We start from the raw sequence: 15,026 nt of genomic DNA, 5'->3' as shown, positions 1-15,026 counted from the left end.
ACCTTAAAGACAAAGAGGTGAGCACTGAAACGCAATATTACATCAGTTCACTGGATATTGACCCCGCTGCGGTCAACCAGGCTATCCGAGCACACTGGGAAGTCGAAAATAAAGTCCACTGGGTGTTAGACGTGACGTTTAAAGAAGATGATAGCCGAATACGCAAAGAGGACGGAGCGGAAAATGTCGGAGTGATTAGGCGATTTTGTTTGAATATGGCTCGTTTACACCCCAAGAAAGCCAGCATGAGAAGCAAACTCAAAATGGCTGGCTGGGCCGATGAATTCAGAGCAGAGCTTATTTTTGGGTAAAAGTATGCGGTTGCCCTGTACAGTTAATGAAAGCATGCTCTAATTTAAAAAGATAAATTTTTCTATGGTTTAAAGTTTTTCGGACAAGGAAAGAAGTGTGAAGAGTATAGCTAAGAAGTTTACGCTAGAGCTAGTTGGGTTATTACTGTGTTGCATGGTACTGTTTTCGCAGCCTGTGACTGCAACGACAACTCCCGAAGTGACCGTTAAGTCGCTTATCGATAAAGACAATAAAGAAGAGCACACCGAAACAAAACCCGAGAACCAAACCCAACAAGCCGTTACCTCACAACCTGATTCTAAGTTAGTTGAACCGACTGATGAATTACCGTTCGATGCCTTTTCTCGGATGACCCCGAGAAGTTCAATGCAAGGTTATTTAAAAGCAACCCGTGCCCGTGACTTTGAACGTGCCAGTTTTTACCTCGATTATCGTAACCTGCCGAAAGATGTTGAAGCTATTGGTAAGGCACAACTTGCCGAAAACTTATCTGTGGTCCTCGACCGAACCTTATGGGTTGATGTTGATAGCTTAAGTAATAAGCCAAAAGGAAAGCAAAATGAAAGTGTGCCGAGTTATCGTGACTTAGTGGGAGAGATCTCGACATCACAGGGCAAGGTGCAAATTTTATTGCAAATCGTGCCAGATGAAAAAACAGGCAACCGTATTTGGAAAATTTCAAATGCAACGGTAAGTCAAATTCCCTTACTGACGAAAGAGTATGGATATAATCGAGTGGGTGAATGGTTATATAAGCGCTTGCCTGATGTCGAGTTTTTAGGGGTAATGCTCTGGCAGTGGATTTATTTTGCATTCACATTTTTGTTATTTTTAGTGGTTGCAGTCATTTTAACGCGCATAGTGACCTTTGTGCTTGCGCATTTAAAGGTCCCAGTCGAAAAAGATGTCGTACGGTTTATTAACGGGCCTGTTTGTTTATTACTGGCCGTATTAATGTCGCGATCGTTAAGTGATCAATCTAATGTGACCATTGCCGTACTGGCTCTATTTCATGGCGCAACGGTGTTATTAATAGCTTGGGCATGGGTATGCTTAAGAGCGGTTGATATCGCCAAGCATAGGCTAAGTAATCGCTTCATTATGCAAGATAAACCACAGGGAGTGTTCTTATTACGTCCTGTAAGCAATGTACTTAAAACCAGCATCGTCATTATTGTGCTGTTTATGTGGTTTGAGAATTTGGGGTTTAATGCGACGACGTTATTGGCTGGTTTAGGGATAGGTGGCTTAGCAATTGCGCTTGCAGCACAAAAAACGGTCGAAAATATTATAGGCGCAATCACCTTATATATCTCTGCACCGGTCAAAATTGGTAGCTTATGTAAATTTGGCAGCCATCTTGGAACAATTGAAGAGATAGGGCTTAGAGCCACGCGTATTCGTACATTAGACCGCTCTGTTATCTATGTGGCCAATGCTAAATTTGTTGATATGCAACTGGAAAATATTTCTGAGCGAGAGCGTATTTCGTATCGGCCAAAGCTGATGCTTAGTGCAAACACACTCAAGCAGAACTTAGAAAGCTTCATGCAGGCAGTGAGAGAGTTATTAGAGAAACATCAATACATAGCGTTTGAGCCATGTCGGGTACGCTTTAAAGGCTTTACACCTTGGGCTTTGCAAGTTGATGTACTAAGCTACGTAGAGACTGTTGATTTTGCATTTTATATGGAAGTAATTGAGGAGTTGAACTTGGCTATTTTGGGGTTGTTGAACGAGCATCATTGTGAGCTTGCTAACCCAGAATTTGCGCGAGTAACCGATTAGTGGACAATGGACGCTTAAATGACAGTCGTTATCATTTGCGCATAATGTATACACATTCTTGCATTTAATTGAACAGGACATATGTCCGCTAAAATAAAAAATATTTGCATAAAATCCTCTAAATGTGTCGATGTTGTCGCTAACTGTTGTAAAAAACTTGTTTATTTATCATTTTTAATGCAGTAAAAGCGTTATGAAGTGTTATAATCGTCAGCGTTCGTTCAGCCTCTTTACCTCGTTTTGCACTCTCGATTAAGAGGTCCGCGCAGCTTATTACAAGGCGCGAAAAATTGGCCGAACCCGTCAAATGAATTGACGCAACATCATCACCGTTGAATAAGAGTGCATTAAAAAGGTTAAAACCCGACATGAAAGCAATGAAAAGATCTACGTTAGCAACCCTAATTAATGCAACGTTGTTCTCTGCAGTAGCAGGTACTTCATTTTCTTCTATTGCAGAAGAAGCCACTGCTGAAAAAACCAACCAATTAGAAGTCATTCAAATCACCGCGCGTAAGCGTGTAGAGAACGCACAGGAAGTACCTGTTGCTGTTTCGGCTCTACAAGGTGATAAGCTTGATGCTTATAGTTCAGCTGGTATGGATATTCGTTTTATGAATGCGAAAATTCCAAGCTTATCAATTGAATCTTCGTATGGTCGTACATTCCCTCGCTTTTATGTTCGTGGTCTAGGTAACACTGACTTCGATTTAAATGCTTCACAACCGGTATCGCTTGTTGTTGATGATGTCGTTCAAGAAAACGCAATCTTAAAAGGTTTTCCTGTATTTGACGTGGCACGTGTAGAAGTACTTCGTGGTCCACAAGGTACGTTGTTCGGTCGCAACACGCCAGCCGGTCTTGTTAAGTTTGACACAGTAAAACCAAGTCAAGAGTTTGACGGGTTTAGCTCAGTTTCTTACGGTACTAATAATGCGATTGACTTTAGAGGTGCTGTTGGTGGTGGCCTGACAGATAATTTATCAGCTCGTGTTTCTGTTTTATGGCAAGATAAAGATGATTATATTGATAATCGCGCCCCAGGTTTTGAACAAGATGACATACTAGGTGGCTATACCGATAGAGCTGCTCGTATACAGTTCTTGTATGAAAAAGACGATTTTTCAGCATTACTTAATTACCACGTTCGTAACATGGAAGGTACTCCAATTCCATTCCGTGCGAATGCCATCAAAGCGGGTTCAAACGACTTAGTCGATGGCTTTCAAGACGATGTGGTCTATCATGATGCCGCTGCACGTGAATTCCAAAGAGTAGATGCTGAAGGTGTAAGCTTAAAACTTGAGTATGATCTTGAAGCCCATACAATTACTTCAATCACAGGCTGGGAAAGTGCAAAAGTTAACTCTCGTGGTGATATTGATGGTGGCTATGGCGCAGCATTCTTAGGCGACTACCAAGGCCCTGGTATTATTCCTTTCCCTTCAGAAAGTGAAAGTGGTTTACCAAAGCATGACCAATACACACAAGAACTTCGTATCTCGAGTAATTTTGTCGGTGATTTTAACTATCAAACGGGCTTATTCTATTTCGACGAGTCAGTAAGCATTGATAACTTTGGTTATAATACTTTGGCTGGTGGTGCATTGAATGGCTATGTTAATCAGCAGCAAGATACTAAAGCTTGGGCTGTATTTGGTACGGTCGATTACACTTTAACCGACGATTTGAAGCTAACTGCGGGCCTTCGTTACTCAGATGACGATAAAGACTTTGTTGCGGTCCGTAAAATTGTACCAGCCGATTTAAACGAATGTAACAATGACCTAATGCAGTGCCAAACTGATATAACGCGTACAGAAGATGCGAGTGATGATCATATCAGTTGGGATATTTCAGCTTCTTACAAGTTTAATGATGATGTAAATCTATATGCGCGTGTTGCTAATACATTCCGTGCACCTAGTATTCAGGGCCGTATTACTTTTGCAGACGAAGTAACCAAAGCGGATTCAGAAACCGTGACATCTTATGAAATGGGTGTTAAATCAGATGTATTAGACGGCCGTGGCCGTGTTAATGCGACCGTGTTCTATTTTAATATGGACGACCAACAGTTAACTGCTGTTGGCGGTACAGCGAACACAACTCGTTTACTTAATGCTGATAAAACAACTGGCTATGGTTTTGAGTTAGACACAGAGTGGATGTTAACTGATGAGTTAAACGCAACATTTAACTTAAGTTATAATAACACTGAACTTAAAGACAAAAACGTATCTATTGCGGTTCCACAGCGTCCAAGTTTAACAATTACCGACCCGGTTGTTGATGGCAAAGCGTTTATTGATGGAAACAGCTTACCACATGCACCTGAGTGGATTTCAAACCTTACACTACGTTACAGTAAAGAACTCGCTGGCGGTGAATTCTTCACCTATGCTGACGTGTCTTACCGTAGCGAAATCAACTACTTCTTATATGAGTCAGTTGAGTTTGAAGGCAAGTCATTAACAGAAGTGGGTTTACGTAGTGGTTATGCATGGTCAGAAGGTGACTATGAGTATGAAGCTGCTGTATTTGCACGTAACTTATTTGACGAGCAACAAGCAATTGGTGCAATCGACTTCAACAACAACACAGCAATGGTTAATGAAGGCCGCTTTGTTGGTGTAGAGTTTAAGGTTAAGTTCTTCTAACCTTAAACGTTACGTTTTTAAAACCCGCTTTATAGCGGGTTTTTTCGTTTATAAACCTTCTTGTTACTGATAAAGTACGGGTTATAACTTAATTTATAAGAGAACTATCATGGCTGGATTTTGGAATTACCGTGTCATTTTTTGTGAAGCGACTAAAGATGAGGCTGCACAATATCAAATTCACGAAGTTGAATATAATCTCAATGGCAAAGTGACCAATTGGTCTGAAACAGGTGCCGCACCGTTTGGTCATACTGTTGAAGAACTAGAAGCCGATGCAGATCGTTTAAAAACCGCTTTTTCAAAACCTATATTGAAAGTGGTTAGAAAGCAGCGTGGCTATGAGTTGGTTGATGTTGAAACGGGTGAAGAGGCTTTTGCAGAGCCACCTGCGGGTTTAACTGAGTAACATATTATATTTATCGAAGGTGCCAAATGGCACCTTTTATCTTTTAGACTGTAAAAGGAATGAGGATGACTTTAAAAGCAGTATTGTTTGATATGGATGGCACACTTGTCGACTCTGAAAGTGTGCATTTTAATATCTGGAATGACATTTTAGCGCCGTTTGGCGTTCACTATGATGAAGCCACTTTTTGCCAGCGATTTTCGGGCAGGCCAACCCTTGAGGCAGCGAAAGAAGTGGTTGAAAACTATCAATTAACTATTTCGCCTCAGGCGCTTACAGACGCGAAATACACTGCATTTGGTCATTTTGTGAGTGCAAACTTACCGGCTTTAATGCCACACGCAAAAGACGTGCTTGAGCAAGTTAAAGAAAGTGGTTTAAAAATGGCCTTAGTAACAGGAAGTGCTAAAGATGAAGCGTATCCGATTTTAAAGGGATATGGCATATTTGATTGGTTTGATTGTATTGTCACGAAAGACGATGTCAAAAACCCTAAACCTGCAGGTGAACCCTATCAACTCGCCCTTAAAAGCCTGAATATTAATGCCGATGAGGCTATCGCTGTTGAAGATACATTTACCGGTGTTACAGCAGCAAATAACGCTAATGTTAGTGTGTTTGCAGTGCCTAATCACTTTACCGTTGAACACGATTTTTCAAAAGCAGCCGCGGTCATGGCAAATCTTCAAGAAGTTTTCAAATGGGTACAAACTAAACTATAGTAAAGGAAAACGTGACTACTCGATTATGGTCACGTTGTTATTAATTACTGCAAGGAAGCAATTATGATTACCTTTATTAAAAAGCACCTGTCTGTGTTTTTACTCGTTATCAGTTTTTCATCCACCGCAGCAGTCACCCCAGATGTTCTCCTTGCTAATGTTTATGATGCAGACAAGGTAAATATTAATGATTACTTAGTGAGCGAAAAGTATGACGGTATAAGAGCCATTTGGACAGGAAATAAACTTGTCACTCGTAATGGTCACCTCATCCATGCACCCGTTTGGTTTACAGCCCCATTGCCTGATGTTTGGCTCGATGGTGAGTTGTGGACGAAACGCCAAGATTTTGCCAACCTTAGCGGGATTGTTCGCACACATCAACCGAACGATAGCGAGTGGCACACAGTAAGTTATCAGGTATTTGATATGCCTGATGCTACGTTGCCATTTAGTCAGCGGTATCAGAATTACGCAGGCTTAGTAACGCAAATTAACGCAGAGCATATCAGAGCAGTCAAACAAAGACGGTTTACCGATAACCATCAGCTAAGCTTATTTATGGATGAGCTTGTTGCGAAGGGCGCTGAAGGCGTAATGTTGCACCTTGCTTTAGCTACACATAAAGCGGGTCGCAGTGATGCTTTGTTAAAGCTTAAGCCTTATCTTGATGCAGAAGCGGTCGTGATTGCTCACTTTCCTGGCAAAGGTAAGTATAAAAATATGTTAGGTGCACTTAAGGTGCGCAATGCCGAGGGTGTTGAATTTAAAATAGGTTCGGGGTTTTCTGATAAGCAACGGCAATTTCCTCCTGCGATAGGTAGCACCATTACTTATAAATATCATGGATTTACTAAAAATGGTTTGCCACGTTTCGCGAGCTTTTTACATGAGCGAGTACCGCTGTAACGTTTAAGCATTCAAAAATGGCCGCGACTATGGTAAATTTCGCGGCCTTTTTGTTGATGTATAGGTGATAGAATGTTTGCAGGCTTTGATTACGGAAGCTCTAATTGTGCAATAGGTGTGATGAATAATGAGCAGCAAGTATCATTGGTGCCGCTTGAGCAGGGCAAACACTATTTACCATCAACGTTATATACCCACCATAGTGCACTTGTTGTTGATTTTGTTGCGAAACATTTGACAGGGAGCGATCAAGAAGCTGAATTTAGGGCACAGCGCCAAGCGCTACTCAATACCATACCCCGTGTGAAGTCTGATTTAGATATTCAAACAGGCGATGAAACCTTATTTATTGGTCGTGAAGCGATTAGCGAGTATGTTCAATTTCCAGAAGAAGGTTATTTCGTTAAATCACCCAAGTCATTTTTTGGCGCAGTCGGCTTAAAGCAAGGTCAAATTAACTTTTTTGAAGACATAGCCACAGCGATGATCTTAAAAATTAAGCAGCGTGCAGAGCAGTCTTTACAGCAAAACTTAACTGAAACAGTGATTGGTCGGCCTGTAAACTTTCAGTCAGTGGGCGGGGAAGAGTCAAACCAACAGGCACTGGGAATTTTAGAGCGAGCAGCAAAACGTGCGGGTTTTAAAGAGGTATCATTTTTATATGAGCCACTGGCTGCGGGGATTGATTATGAAACGTCGCTACAGGCGGATAAAAAAGTACTGGTAGTTGATATTGGTGGGGGCACCAGTGATTGCTCATTTGTGCAGATGGGTCCAGGCTTTCGTCAAAATCAATGTCGCGACAATGACTTTTTAGCACACAGTGGTAAACGAGTAGGGGGCAATGACTTAGACATCGCCCTGAGCTTTCATGGCTTAATGCCATTATTAGGCTTAGGCACTGAGTTTAAGTCGGGCTTACCTTTACCAAATCAGCCATTTTGGCAAGCGTGCAAAATTAATGATGTGAACCTGCAAAGCCAATTTTATAGTGACGCTCATCATCGAGAACTTGTTACGCAATTGCGCGAAGTGCAGCAACCTGATTTATTTAAGCGCTTAATTCATTTACAGCAAAATAAGCAAGGTCACCAGTTGGTTCAGCAAGGTGAGGCTGCAAAAATAGCACTTTCATCAACAGACACATTCAATACTGATTTAAGCTTTTTAGATTCAGAGTTGAGTCAATGTTTAACGCTCAATGATTTAGCTTTAGCGGTAGAAGATTCAATAAACCAAATTGTGGCACTGGCTAAACAGGCGATACAAGAGGCCGGCACTTCACCCGACGTAATTTATTTAACGGGAGGCAGTGCCCAGTCGCCATTAATTAAAGCAGCGTTAAAAACACATCTGGGAAATATTGATATGCTCAATGGAGACCATTTTGGTAGCGTAACAGCCGGATTAACTAAATGGGCACATACGCTTTATCGCTAAATGTGCTCATTGATAAAAATTACAATGTTACTTGGCGCGTAGCTAAGTACTTCTCGTAATCAGGTAGCGTACGATTAAGCTCACTTTCCATCATTGGTGAGCTTAAGAGCATATCTGCACTGACTTCATTACACGCTACAGGTATGTTCCACACTGCAGCTAAACGCAGTAACGCCTTTACATCGGGGTCGTGAGGTTGAGAAGCCAGTGGATCCCAGAAAAATACCAGCATATGCACTTCGTGTTCAGCGATTTTAGCCCCTAGTTGCTGATCTCCACCCATTGGGCCACTTAACAGCTTAATAACCTCAAGACCTGTTGTACGCTCTATTAAATGGCCTGTTGTGCCTGTGCCATATAAAGTGTGTTTACTTAATATCGCTTTGTGTTTTTCACACCATGCTTTCAGTGCTGCTTTTTTACCATCATGGGCAACAAGGGCAATATTTTTTTTGGCGGGTAAGGCTTGTTGTTTTTGTTCCATAAGTGCTCTTATATTAGAAGGTTAATTGCCAGTGCAATAAAGACCAGTCCTGTGATTCTATCAATCCAAAGTTGGGTTTGCGGGTGATCACGAAAGTAACTGGCTATCTTATCGCCGAAATAAATATACGTGCAGTCGATAGGAAAAGCAAAAAGAGGATAGAGTAATCCAAAAAATGCTAACTGAAATGTGGTTGACGATAAGCTCGGGTCGACAAACTGCGGTATAAAAGCAATAAAAAACAACGCAACTTTTGGGTTAAGCACTTCGGTCATCATGGCTTGAAACATGACATTCTGCTTTTTACTGGTGCTTACATGGGGCTTATCTTCGCATTGTGGATTAGGCTGGCTAACCGTTGCTTTTAACGTCGTTAATCCTAAATAACACAGGTAGGCAGCACCTAAATATTGAACCGTGGTATAAGCAACTGTAGAGGCTTTTAAAATAGCGGTTAAACCTATAACAGCAAAAAAGGTATGCACAACCCCGCCTAACGCAAAACCAAATGCGCTTTGCAAGCCTGCCGCTCTTCCATTTGCAAAGGTTTGTGCCATTAAAAAAGCGTTAGAAGGACCGGGGGCAATAGCGATTAAAAAACTGGCGCCTAAAAACGACAGTAAAAACTCAGGATTGATCATTGGCACAGGTGAATAAAGCTAGGTGCTTGATGTTAACAAGTTTTCAAGAAAAGAAAAAGCGGGCAATGTTGCCCGCTCATCGAGGTTGGGGAAAGTATTAGAACGCGACTGTGCTATTGTTTGAGCAAACAGTTGTGCTTTGTGCTTCACATACTTGATAAGTGTAAGAACCGCCGCCTTTCGCTGTAATTGTGTCTGTGTAACTGTTGTTATTTGCTACAGACGTTACTTTGCTGCCGTTACGGTAAATATCTACATTACTGGTTGCTGCGCCATTCCAGCTAAGATCAACATACGCAACACCTTTTGATTTATAACCTGATGTTGATAAGCTAATTTCATCACCACCCGGTGTCGTACCGCCACCGTTATTACCACCCGCACAGCCATTAGCTGTTAGGTAGGCATCAGCCGCAGCCGCTTTAACAATACCGTGGCCGAAGTAAACGTCGTGACCCGCAGCGCCTTGGTCTTCGGCTGTTGCTTTAAGTGCAGCACGGATTTCAGTACCAGTACATTGTGGATGATTTGACCAAACCAGCGCTGCCACACCTGAAACTGCAGGGGTTGCCATTGAAGTGCCGCTCATGTAGCCGTAATCGCTAGTACCAATGTTAATGCTAATGTTCGTGCTTGCAAGTAAAGCTGCACGGTCTTCAAGTGCTGCGCCTACGGCTGGAATGCTTGTGTTGTTTGTATCGCCTAACGTACCGTATAACATACCCGCTTCGTTATTGATGATAACTGCACCAATACCGCCAGAGTTTTCACAGTTTGCCACTTTGTCGTAGAACGAAATGACACCACGGTCAATCATACATACTTTGCCTGATGCCGCTGTATCAACGCTTTCTGCTGTACCCATATAATAAGCTGTACCCGCAGCATTTCCTGAGTTTTCCATTGCAGATGTAGCATAGCCGGTATTATCCGCGGTTAAGCTTGCAGCCGTTGCCATGCCAGCAGGGTATGTAGATAAGGTATCAACACCACCCGCAGTGACTTCTACACAGATTGTTTCGTCAGTCGTTACATTTTTACCACGGCCCGACGTACAGCTTGGGAATTGTGAGAAATCAGCAATTTGATTGTTTGCATCGTTTGCACCTACCATCATTACTGATGGGTAACCAGCAGGGTATGAACGAACACTGTTTCCATCATTACCCGCTGCTGCTACAACAAGGCCGCCAGCGTTTGTGAAGTTTGCGAATGCATTTGATTCTGTGCTGTTTGAGCCACCACCGCCAAGGCTCATACTGATAATATTAGCGCCTGCTTGAGAACATAAATCAGCTGCATGAGCTAGATCAGACGAGTAACCCCATCCCTCAGCGTTAAATACTTTGATGATGTGCATAGCAACACCCGGAGCCATACCAACAACACCTAGGTTGTTGTCAGCAGCACCAATAGTGCCTGCTACGTGAGTACCGTGAGGACCGCCGTTGTCAAACCAGTTGCCTGTGCCACTATCGTTATCACCTGTGATATTACCCCACACAAAATCAGGGTTTGATGCATCAAGGCCTGAGTCAATGACACACACTTTCATACCGGCATTGGCATCAAATGTTACTTGATCAGCTTGTGACTGATAAACTGCATAGGGAGTTAACTGTTGCTGCATTGCATTGCCAGCATCATCATTGTATACCGCCATGGGTACACGTTTATGATCTTCTTCAATGAGTTTAATATGTGGGTTATTAAGTAAGCCTTTAACGCTTGCTAAATCGTGACCAGTAAATTGTGCTGCAATAAAGCCATTACCATCAACTTTGATATCACCACCCAGTTTTTTAGCAAGGGCTTTCACCACGCCTTTTTTATTGTTGTCTACTTGGATGATATAACGGTCGTTTGCTGCGTGTGCAGTTCCTGCTGCGCACAGACCACTGATGATTAACGCTAAAGCTAATTTATTCTTTTTCATATTTCGTATCCCAAACGTGTTATTGGGTTAACTAAATGTTAACTTAATTAAACAATAATTTAATAAAACCGTGGGTACAAGTAAAATTATCCATAAAAACGGAACAAAAAATTCTAGAAACAGGTCTTTTATAATCTAATGTTATATTGAGAAGTCTAAACGGGTAAATAGAATATAACTATTCTCATTTACCCGTATTTGGTAACGAATGTGAACTAAACTCTATGACAAGTGTTTGTGTTTTAAGAGTAAATAAGCAAAAGGTATAAGCATTAAGAAGTGCACACCAATTAAAACGGGCGTAACTAAGTTTAAATACTGTGTTATAAACACCAGTAAACTTGCGCCACTCATTTGCATTAAACCAATAAGTGCAGATGCAGTCCCCGCTTGTTTTGGGTATAAGCTTAACGCTCTACCGGCTGATGACCCTAAAGTTAATGCAAAGCCAAATGCAGCTATAAACATGGGGAACATGAGGGCAATAGCGCTACGCTGCTGGCTTAAAATGAGCATTAAACCGCCAGAGAGCACTAATAACATAAGGCCAATTTTTAATGCGCGTTTAGGTTGTCGCTTTATATACAGAGGCATTATGAAACTAGCTAGAATGCTAAGCACGGCGTTACAGGTAAACCAAAAAGTAAAATCGCTGACGCTACCGCCTAATTCAGTAATAAGCCAGCCGGGTGCTAAGGTCACAAACACCAAAATTGCTGACATAGTCACTAAACAAATTAAGCTATGAAATAAAAACAGAGGGGTGCTGATTATGGGAATAAAGCGCCGTAAATCAAGAATGTGACCACTGTATACACTGTCGGCAGGGCGTGTTTCTTTATAAAGTATTAGCGTAATAAGTAAGCCTGCGAGGGCAAAGGCAGCCATAAATAAAAAGTTCATACGCCAGCCAAATTGCACCGTTAACCACGCACCTAAAATAGGGGCGAGGGCAGGGATAAAACACACGATACCATTGAGGTAAGTAATTATCTGACCGCTGCGTTCACTGCCAAATCGGTCTCTAACTATGGCAAATGCCACGACAAAGGTTGCACAGGCGCCCAAGCCTTGCAGTGCTCTTGCGATCATAAGACTAGTAAAGTCAGGAGATAGGTAAGCGCCATAGGCAGCCAAACCATATAAAGTTACTCCTGCAATGGCGACAGGTTTACGGCCAAACTTATCTGCTAAAGGACCTGCGATTAACTGCCCAAGTCCTACGGTCAGCATAAAAATTGCAACGGTTTGTTGTACTTGTTTCTCCGATGCATGAAACTGGTCTGCAATAGTTGGAAAAGCCGGTAAATAAATATCAATAGCTAACGGGCTAAAGATAACCAGAAGGCCTAAGATGAATAGTAAACTGGGGTTTTTGTGCTGGCGTGACTGCATTCGCTCTCCTTAAAACGGTATTTTATGTGCCCCTTAAAGAAAAGAAAAGCGTTGATGCGGGTTATTGTGTGATACATACGTTGTCATTATGTTTGCGCGAGTAATGGTTACTTTAAATTTTCATTTCGCTATCTGGTCTGATGTGTTAGTTTTTATTTCTAATAAAAAAATTGGATAGATGTCGTGAGCTCACAATCGAATCTGTTAAAAATTTGGTCGAAGTGCCAGTCTTTGCCAAAAGGAAAATGGCTTTTTAGTAAAGCCGTGTGTTTTAAAGCGCCTTACTTTGCTTCAATAAAGCCTGTCGTCAATGAATTGAAATTGGGCTATTGCAGTGCAACGGTTAAAAATCGCCGTGCGATACATAATCATATTGGTACGATACATGCCATTGCTCAGTGTAATATTGCTGAATTATGTGCAGGGCTAATGGTTGATGCCACCGTACCTGCTAAAACGCACCGTTGGATCCCAAAAAGTATGACGGTTAATTATTTAGCAAAAGTGGATAGTGATATGCGCGCAGTGGCTGAGATAGATTTCCCTAGGCAATGGCTAGATAAAGAAGATTTAGTTGTACCCGTTAAGGTGTATAACAGCCGCGATGAATTGGTATTCACCGCAGACATTACAATGTATATAACGGCTAAAAAGCGTTAAGACTTGTCAGCGGCTTGTTTATTAACAAATGACAAGTCGTTGTCATCATCGACTAGCAGCGAGGATGTACTTTCTTCGCCTGCTTCAGGTTTAATAGGGGCAACGTTGTCTTCTTCGTGTCGATGTTTTAGGCTGCCTTCTATCATTGCGCCTGCTTCAATGCTTAAAGTGTCGTGAAAGACATCACCATGCACTTCGGCACTACTTTCAATCATCACTTTGTTTGCAATCAACGAACCAATAATTTTACCTTTAACGACCACGCTATCAGCTTCGATCATGCCTTCAATCATACCGGTTAGGCCAATCACTAAATGCTTTACACGCAAATCACCTTCAATGCGACCATCAAGTTGAACTTCACCTTGGCTGGTGAGTGAGCCCGTCAAACGCATATCTTCTGCAATGATAGAGGGAGTGTGGTTGGTTCTTTTTAAAGATGAGCTACTGCTGGTTGCTGCTTTTTTTTTCTTACCGAACACGAGAAAGCGCCTTTGTTATTTTAACTGGATTGACATGTTTACCATTCACTAAAACTTCGTAATGTAGGTGCGTGCTGGTGCTTCGACCAGTGCTACCCATTAAACCAATTACATCGTCTTTAGTGACTGTTTGGCCTTTTTTCACCTTAATTTTATTTAAGTGACCAAAGCGTGTTACGAAGCCATTTTTATGTTGTAGCTCGATAAAATTACCATAGCCGCCATTGCGACCTGCGCGAAGTACGGTGCCATCAGCAGGCGCAAAAATTTCTGTTTTGTGCCAACCTGCCAGGTCTACTCCTTTGTGAAAAGCGCGACGGCCATTCATTGGATCTTTACGTAAACCGTAACTGCTTGAAATATAGTAATCGGCTGCAGGCAGTGTTTGCGGTAGTTCACTTAATAAATTTTCTAAATTGTTTAATGCCAAGAGTTTGTCTGCAATGGCCAAAAATTGACTGGGTATTTTAGACTCATCAAATAAGTCTAACGGACCCCCTTGTGCAGTGTCGGTATCTTCAGCTACAGAACTGCGAGCAAGTGCGCTGTCTAATCCTGCCCCTTCAAGCATTGCGATAATCTCTTCGTGGCGTTGCTTAATTTGCTGATCTAAAAAATTGAAGGTGTAGTCATAGCTCTTATTAAGGCGTGTAATGCGCATTGAGGCGCTTTCGTATTGTTTTGCCTGTGCAGGTAGTTGCTCGTCTTCTAATGGGGCATGAAACTCGTCTGCGTTCTCTTGAATCGGCAGTAGGATAGGTTCAGCCTCATTATTTAATGCTGGTTTGTTCATTGACTCAGGTAAAGACTCAATCATGCTTTGCAGTAAAGCTTGTTTTTGCTCTAACACCGCCAATTGTTCAAGTTGTTTTGTGTAAATGGCTTGCTGTTGTTGGTATTGCTTTTGCCATTCTTGTTGTTTGCTAAGCTGGGTTTGCTCTATTTGAGACATTTTGTCAGCTTGCGAAATGATTTGTAATGTTGACACGCTCAACCAAACAAGAGCGGTTAAAACGACGAGTAAAGTCGTTAATTGTACCCAAGGTGCTAATATAAGGTGTTTTACTTCGCCGTTTTGACGGATCAGCAGCTGTCGAGCTGGAAAAAACGTGCGATAAAAAGACTTAAGTTTAACTAACATGGCGTACATAAATCGGCTAATAACCGAGCTAAGATAGCAATCTGAAC

14 protein-coding genes are annotated in these 15,026 nt (G+C 41.9%); 8 read left to right on the top strand and 6 right to left on the bottom strand.

The annotated features are described in order from the left end of the window. The 7 genes from BM378_RS15725 to yegD form a co-directional block, all read left to right on the top strand. Positions 1-311 (top strand): ISAs1 family transposase (locus BM378_RS15725; RefSeq protein ID WP_143104598.1); only part of this gene is annotated, 311 nt, incomplete at its 5' end. 97 nt (positions 312-408) lie between these two features. Further along, the gene (locus tag BM378_RS15720; RefSeq protein WP_227006802.1) at positions 409-2,100 is read left to right on the top strand and encodes a mechanosensitive ion channel family protein; all 1,692 of its coding nucleotides are present in this window, start codon (positions 409-411) and stop codon (positions 2,098-2,100) included. A gap of 368 nt (positions 2,101-2,468) precedes the next feature. After that, positions 2,469-4,760, top strand: coding sequence for a TonB-dependent receptor (locus BM378_RS15710; protein ID WP_074989566.1), 2,292 nt, complete (start codon positions 2,469-2,471; stop codon positions 4,758-4,760). Positions 4,761-4,869: 109 nt separating this feature from the next. Then, the gene (locus tag BM378_RS15705) at positions 4,870-5,169 is read left to right on the top strand and encodes a hypothetical protein (RefSeq protein ID WP_036966929.1); all 300 of its coding nucleotides are present in this window, start codon (positions 4,870-4,872) and stop codon (positions 5,167-5,169) included. Between the two features lie 65 nt (positions 5,170-5,234). Then, positions 5,235-5,891, top strand: a complete 657-nt coding sequence (locus BM378_RS15700) for an HAD family hydrolase (protein ID WP_074989565.1) — start codon at positions 5,235-5,237, stop codon at positions 5,889-5,891. Between the two features lie 63 nt (positions 5,892-5,954). Further along, positions 5,955-6,800 carry a DNA ligase gene (locus BM378_RS15695; protein ID WP_036966933.1) on the top strand — a complete coding sequence of 282 codons (846 nt, stop codon included), beginning with the start codon at positions 5,955-5,957 and terminating at the stop codon, positions 6,798-6,800. A 72-nt stretch (positions 6,801-6,872) separates the two neighbouring features. Next, positions 6,873-8,240: a molecular chaperone gene (yegD, locus tag BM378_RS15690; RefSeq protein WP_065978847.1), complete on the top strand. Its 1,368-nt coding sequence runs from the start codon at positions 6,873-6,875 to the stop codon at positions 8,238-8,240. A 19-nt stretch (positions 8,241-8,259) separates the two neighbouring features. On the opposite strand, the gene BM378_RS15685 is transcribed toward yegD, so the two are convergent. The 4 genes from BM378_RS15685 to BM378_RS15670 all read right to left on the bottom strand — a co-directional run bounded on the left by BM378_RS15685 (position 8,260) and on the right by BM378_RS15670 (position 12,696). After that, on the bottom strand, positions 8,260-8,724 hold the full coding sequence (locus tag BM378_RS15685) for a methylglyoxal synthase (protein WP_074989564.1): 465 nt from the start codon (positions 8,722-8,724) through the stop codon (positions 8,260-8,262). Positions 8,725-8,732: 8 nt separating this feature from the next. Continuing rightward, complete coding sequence (locus BM378_RS15680; RefSeq protein WP_036966939.1) at positions 8,733-9,365, bottom strand: LysE family translocator; 633 nt, start codon at positions 9,363-9,365, stop codon at positions 8,733-8,735. Positions 9,366-9,462: 97 nt separating this feature from the next. Next, positions 9,463-11,301, bottom strand: a complete 1,839-nt coding sequence (locus tag BM378_RS15675) for a S8 family serine peptidase (protein WP_036966941.1) — start codon at positions 11,299-11,301, stop codon at positions 9,463-9,465. 222 nt (positions 11,302-11,523) lie between these two features. Then, positions 11,524-12,696: a multidrug effflux MFS transporter gene (locus BM378_RS15670; RefSeq protein WP_074989563.1), complete on the bottom strand. Its 1,173-nt coding sequence runs from the start codon at positions 12,694-12,696 to the stop codon at positions 11,524-11,526. A 183-nt stretch (positions 12,697-12,879) separates the two neighbouring features. Here BM378_RS15670 and BM378_RS15665 point away from each other — a divergent pair, with 183 nt between their 5' ends. Next, positions 12,880-13,356 carry a hotdog fold domain-containing protein gene (locus BM378_RS15665; protein WP_036966946.1) on the top strand — a complete coding sequence of 159 codons (477 nt, stop codon included), beginning with the start codon at positions 12,880-12,882 and terminating at the stop codon, positions 13,354-13,356. Here BM378_RS15665 and BM378_RS15660 read toward each other — a convergent pair. Then, positions 13,353-13,838: a bactofilin family protein gene (locus BM378_RS15660; protein ID WP_074989562.1), complete on the bottom strand. Its 486-nt coding sequence runs from the start codon at positions 13,836-13,838 to the stop codon at positions 13,353-13,355. The genes BM378_RS15665 and BM378_RS15660 overlap by 4 nt on opposite strands. Beyond that, complete coding sequence (locus tag BM378_RS15655; protein ID WP_036969122.1) at positions 13,828-14,979, bottom strand: M23 family metallopeptidase; 1,152 nt, start codon at positions 14,977-14,979, stop codon at positions 13,828-13,830. Before BM378_RS15655 ends, BM378_RS15660 begins: the two co-directional genes overlap by 11 nt. Positions 14,980-15,026 lie beyond the last annotated feature (47 nt).

Source organism: Pseudoalteromonas lipolytica, assembly GCF_900116435.1.
GTDB classification, from domain to species: domain Bacteria; phylum Pseudomonadota; class Gammaproteobacteria; order Enterobacterales; family Alteromonadaceae; genus Pseudoalteromonas; species Pseudoalteromonas lipolytica.
This window is presented reverse-complemented; position numbering and strand designations above follow the sequence as displayed.

Excerpts from the sequence above, each read along its gene's own strand:
- BM378_RS15695 (WP_036966933.1), top strand. The coding sequence starts at position 5,955 with ATGATTACCTTTATTAAAAAGCACCTGTCTGTGTTTTTACTCGTTATC.
- BM378_RS15700 (WP_074989565.1), top strand. The coding sequence starts at position 5,235 with ATGACTTTAAAAGCAGTATTGTTTGATATGGATGGCACACTTGTCGAC.
- BM378_RS15670 (WP_074989563.1), bottom strand. The coding sequence starts at position 12,696 with ATGCAGTCACGCCAGCACAAAAACCCCAGTTTACTATTCATCTTAGGC.
- BM378_RS15710 (WP_074989566.1), top strand. The coding sequence starts at position 2,469 with ATGAAAGCAATGAAAAGATCTACGTTAGCAACCCTAATTAATGCAACG.
- BM378_RS15685 (WP_074989564.1), bottom strand. The coding sequence starts at position 8,724 with ATGGAACAAAAACAACAAGCCTTACCCGCCAAAAAAAATATTGCCCTT.
- BM378_RS15675 (WP_036966941.1), bottom strand. The coding sequence starts at position 11,301 with ATGAAAAAGAATAAATTAGCTTTAGCGTTAATCATCAGTGGTCTGTGC.
- BM378_RS15705 (WP_036966929.1), top strand. The coding sequence starts at position 4,870 with ATGGCTGGATTTTGGAATTACCGTGTCATTTTTTGTGAAGCGACTAAA.
- BM378_RS15655 (WP_036969122.1), bottom strand. The coding sequence starts at position 14,979 with ATGTTAGTTAAACTTAAGTCTTTTTATCGCACGTTTTTTCCAGCTCGA.
- BM378_RS15680 (WP_036966939.1), bottom strand. The coding sequence starts at position 9,365 with ATGATCAATCCTGAGTTTTTACTGTCGTTTTTAGGCGCCAGTTTTTTA.
- yegD (WP_065978847.1), top strand. The coding sequence starts at position 6,873 with ATGTTTGCAGGCTTTGATTACGGAAGCTCTAATTGTGCAATAGGTGTG.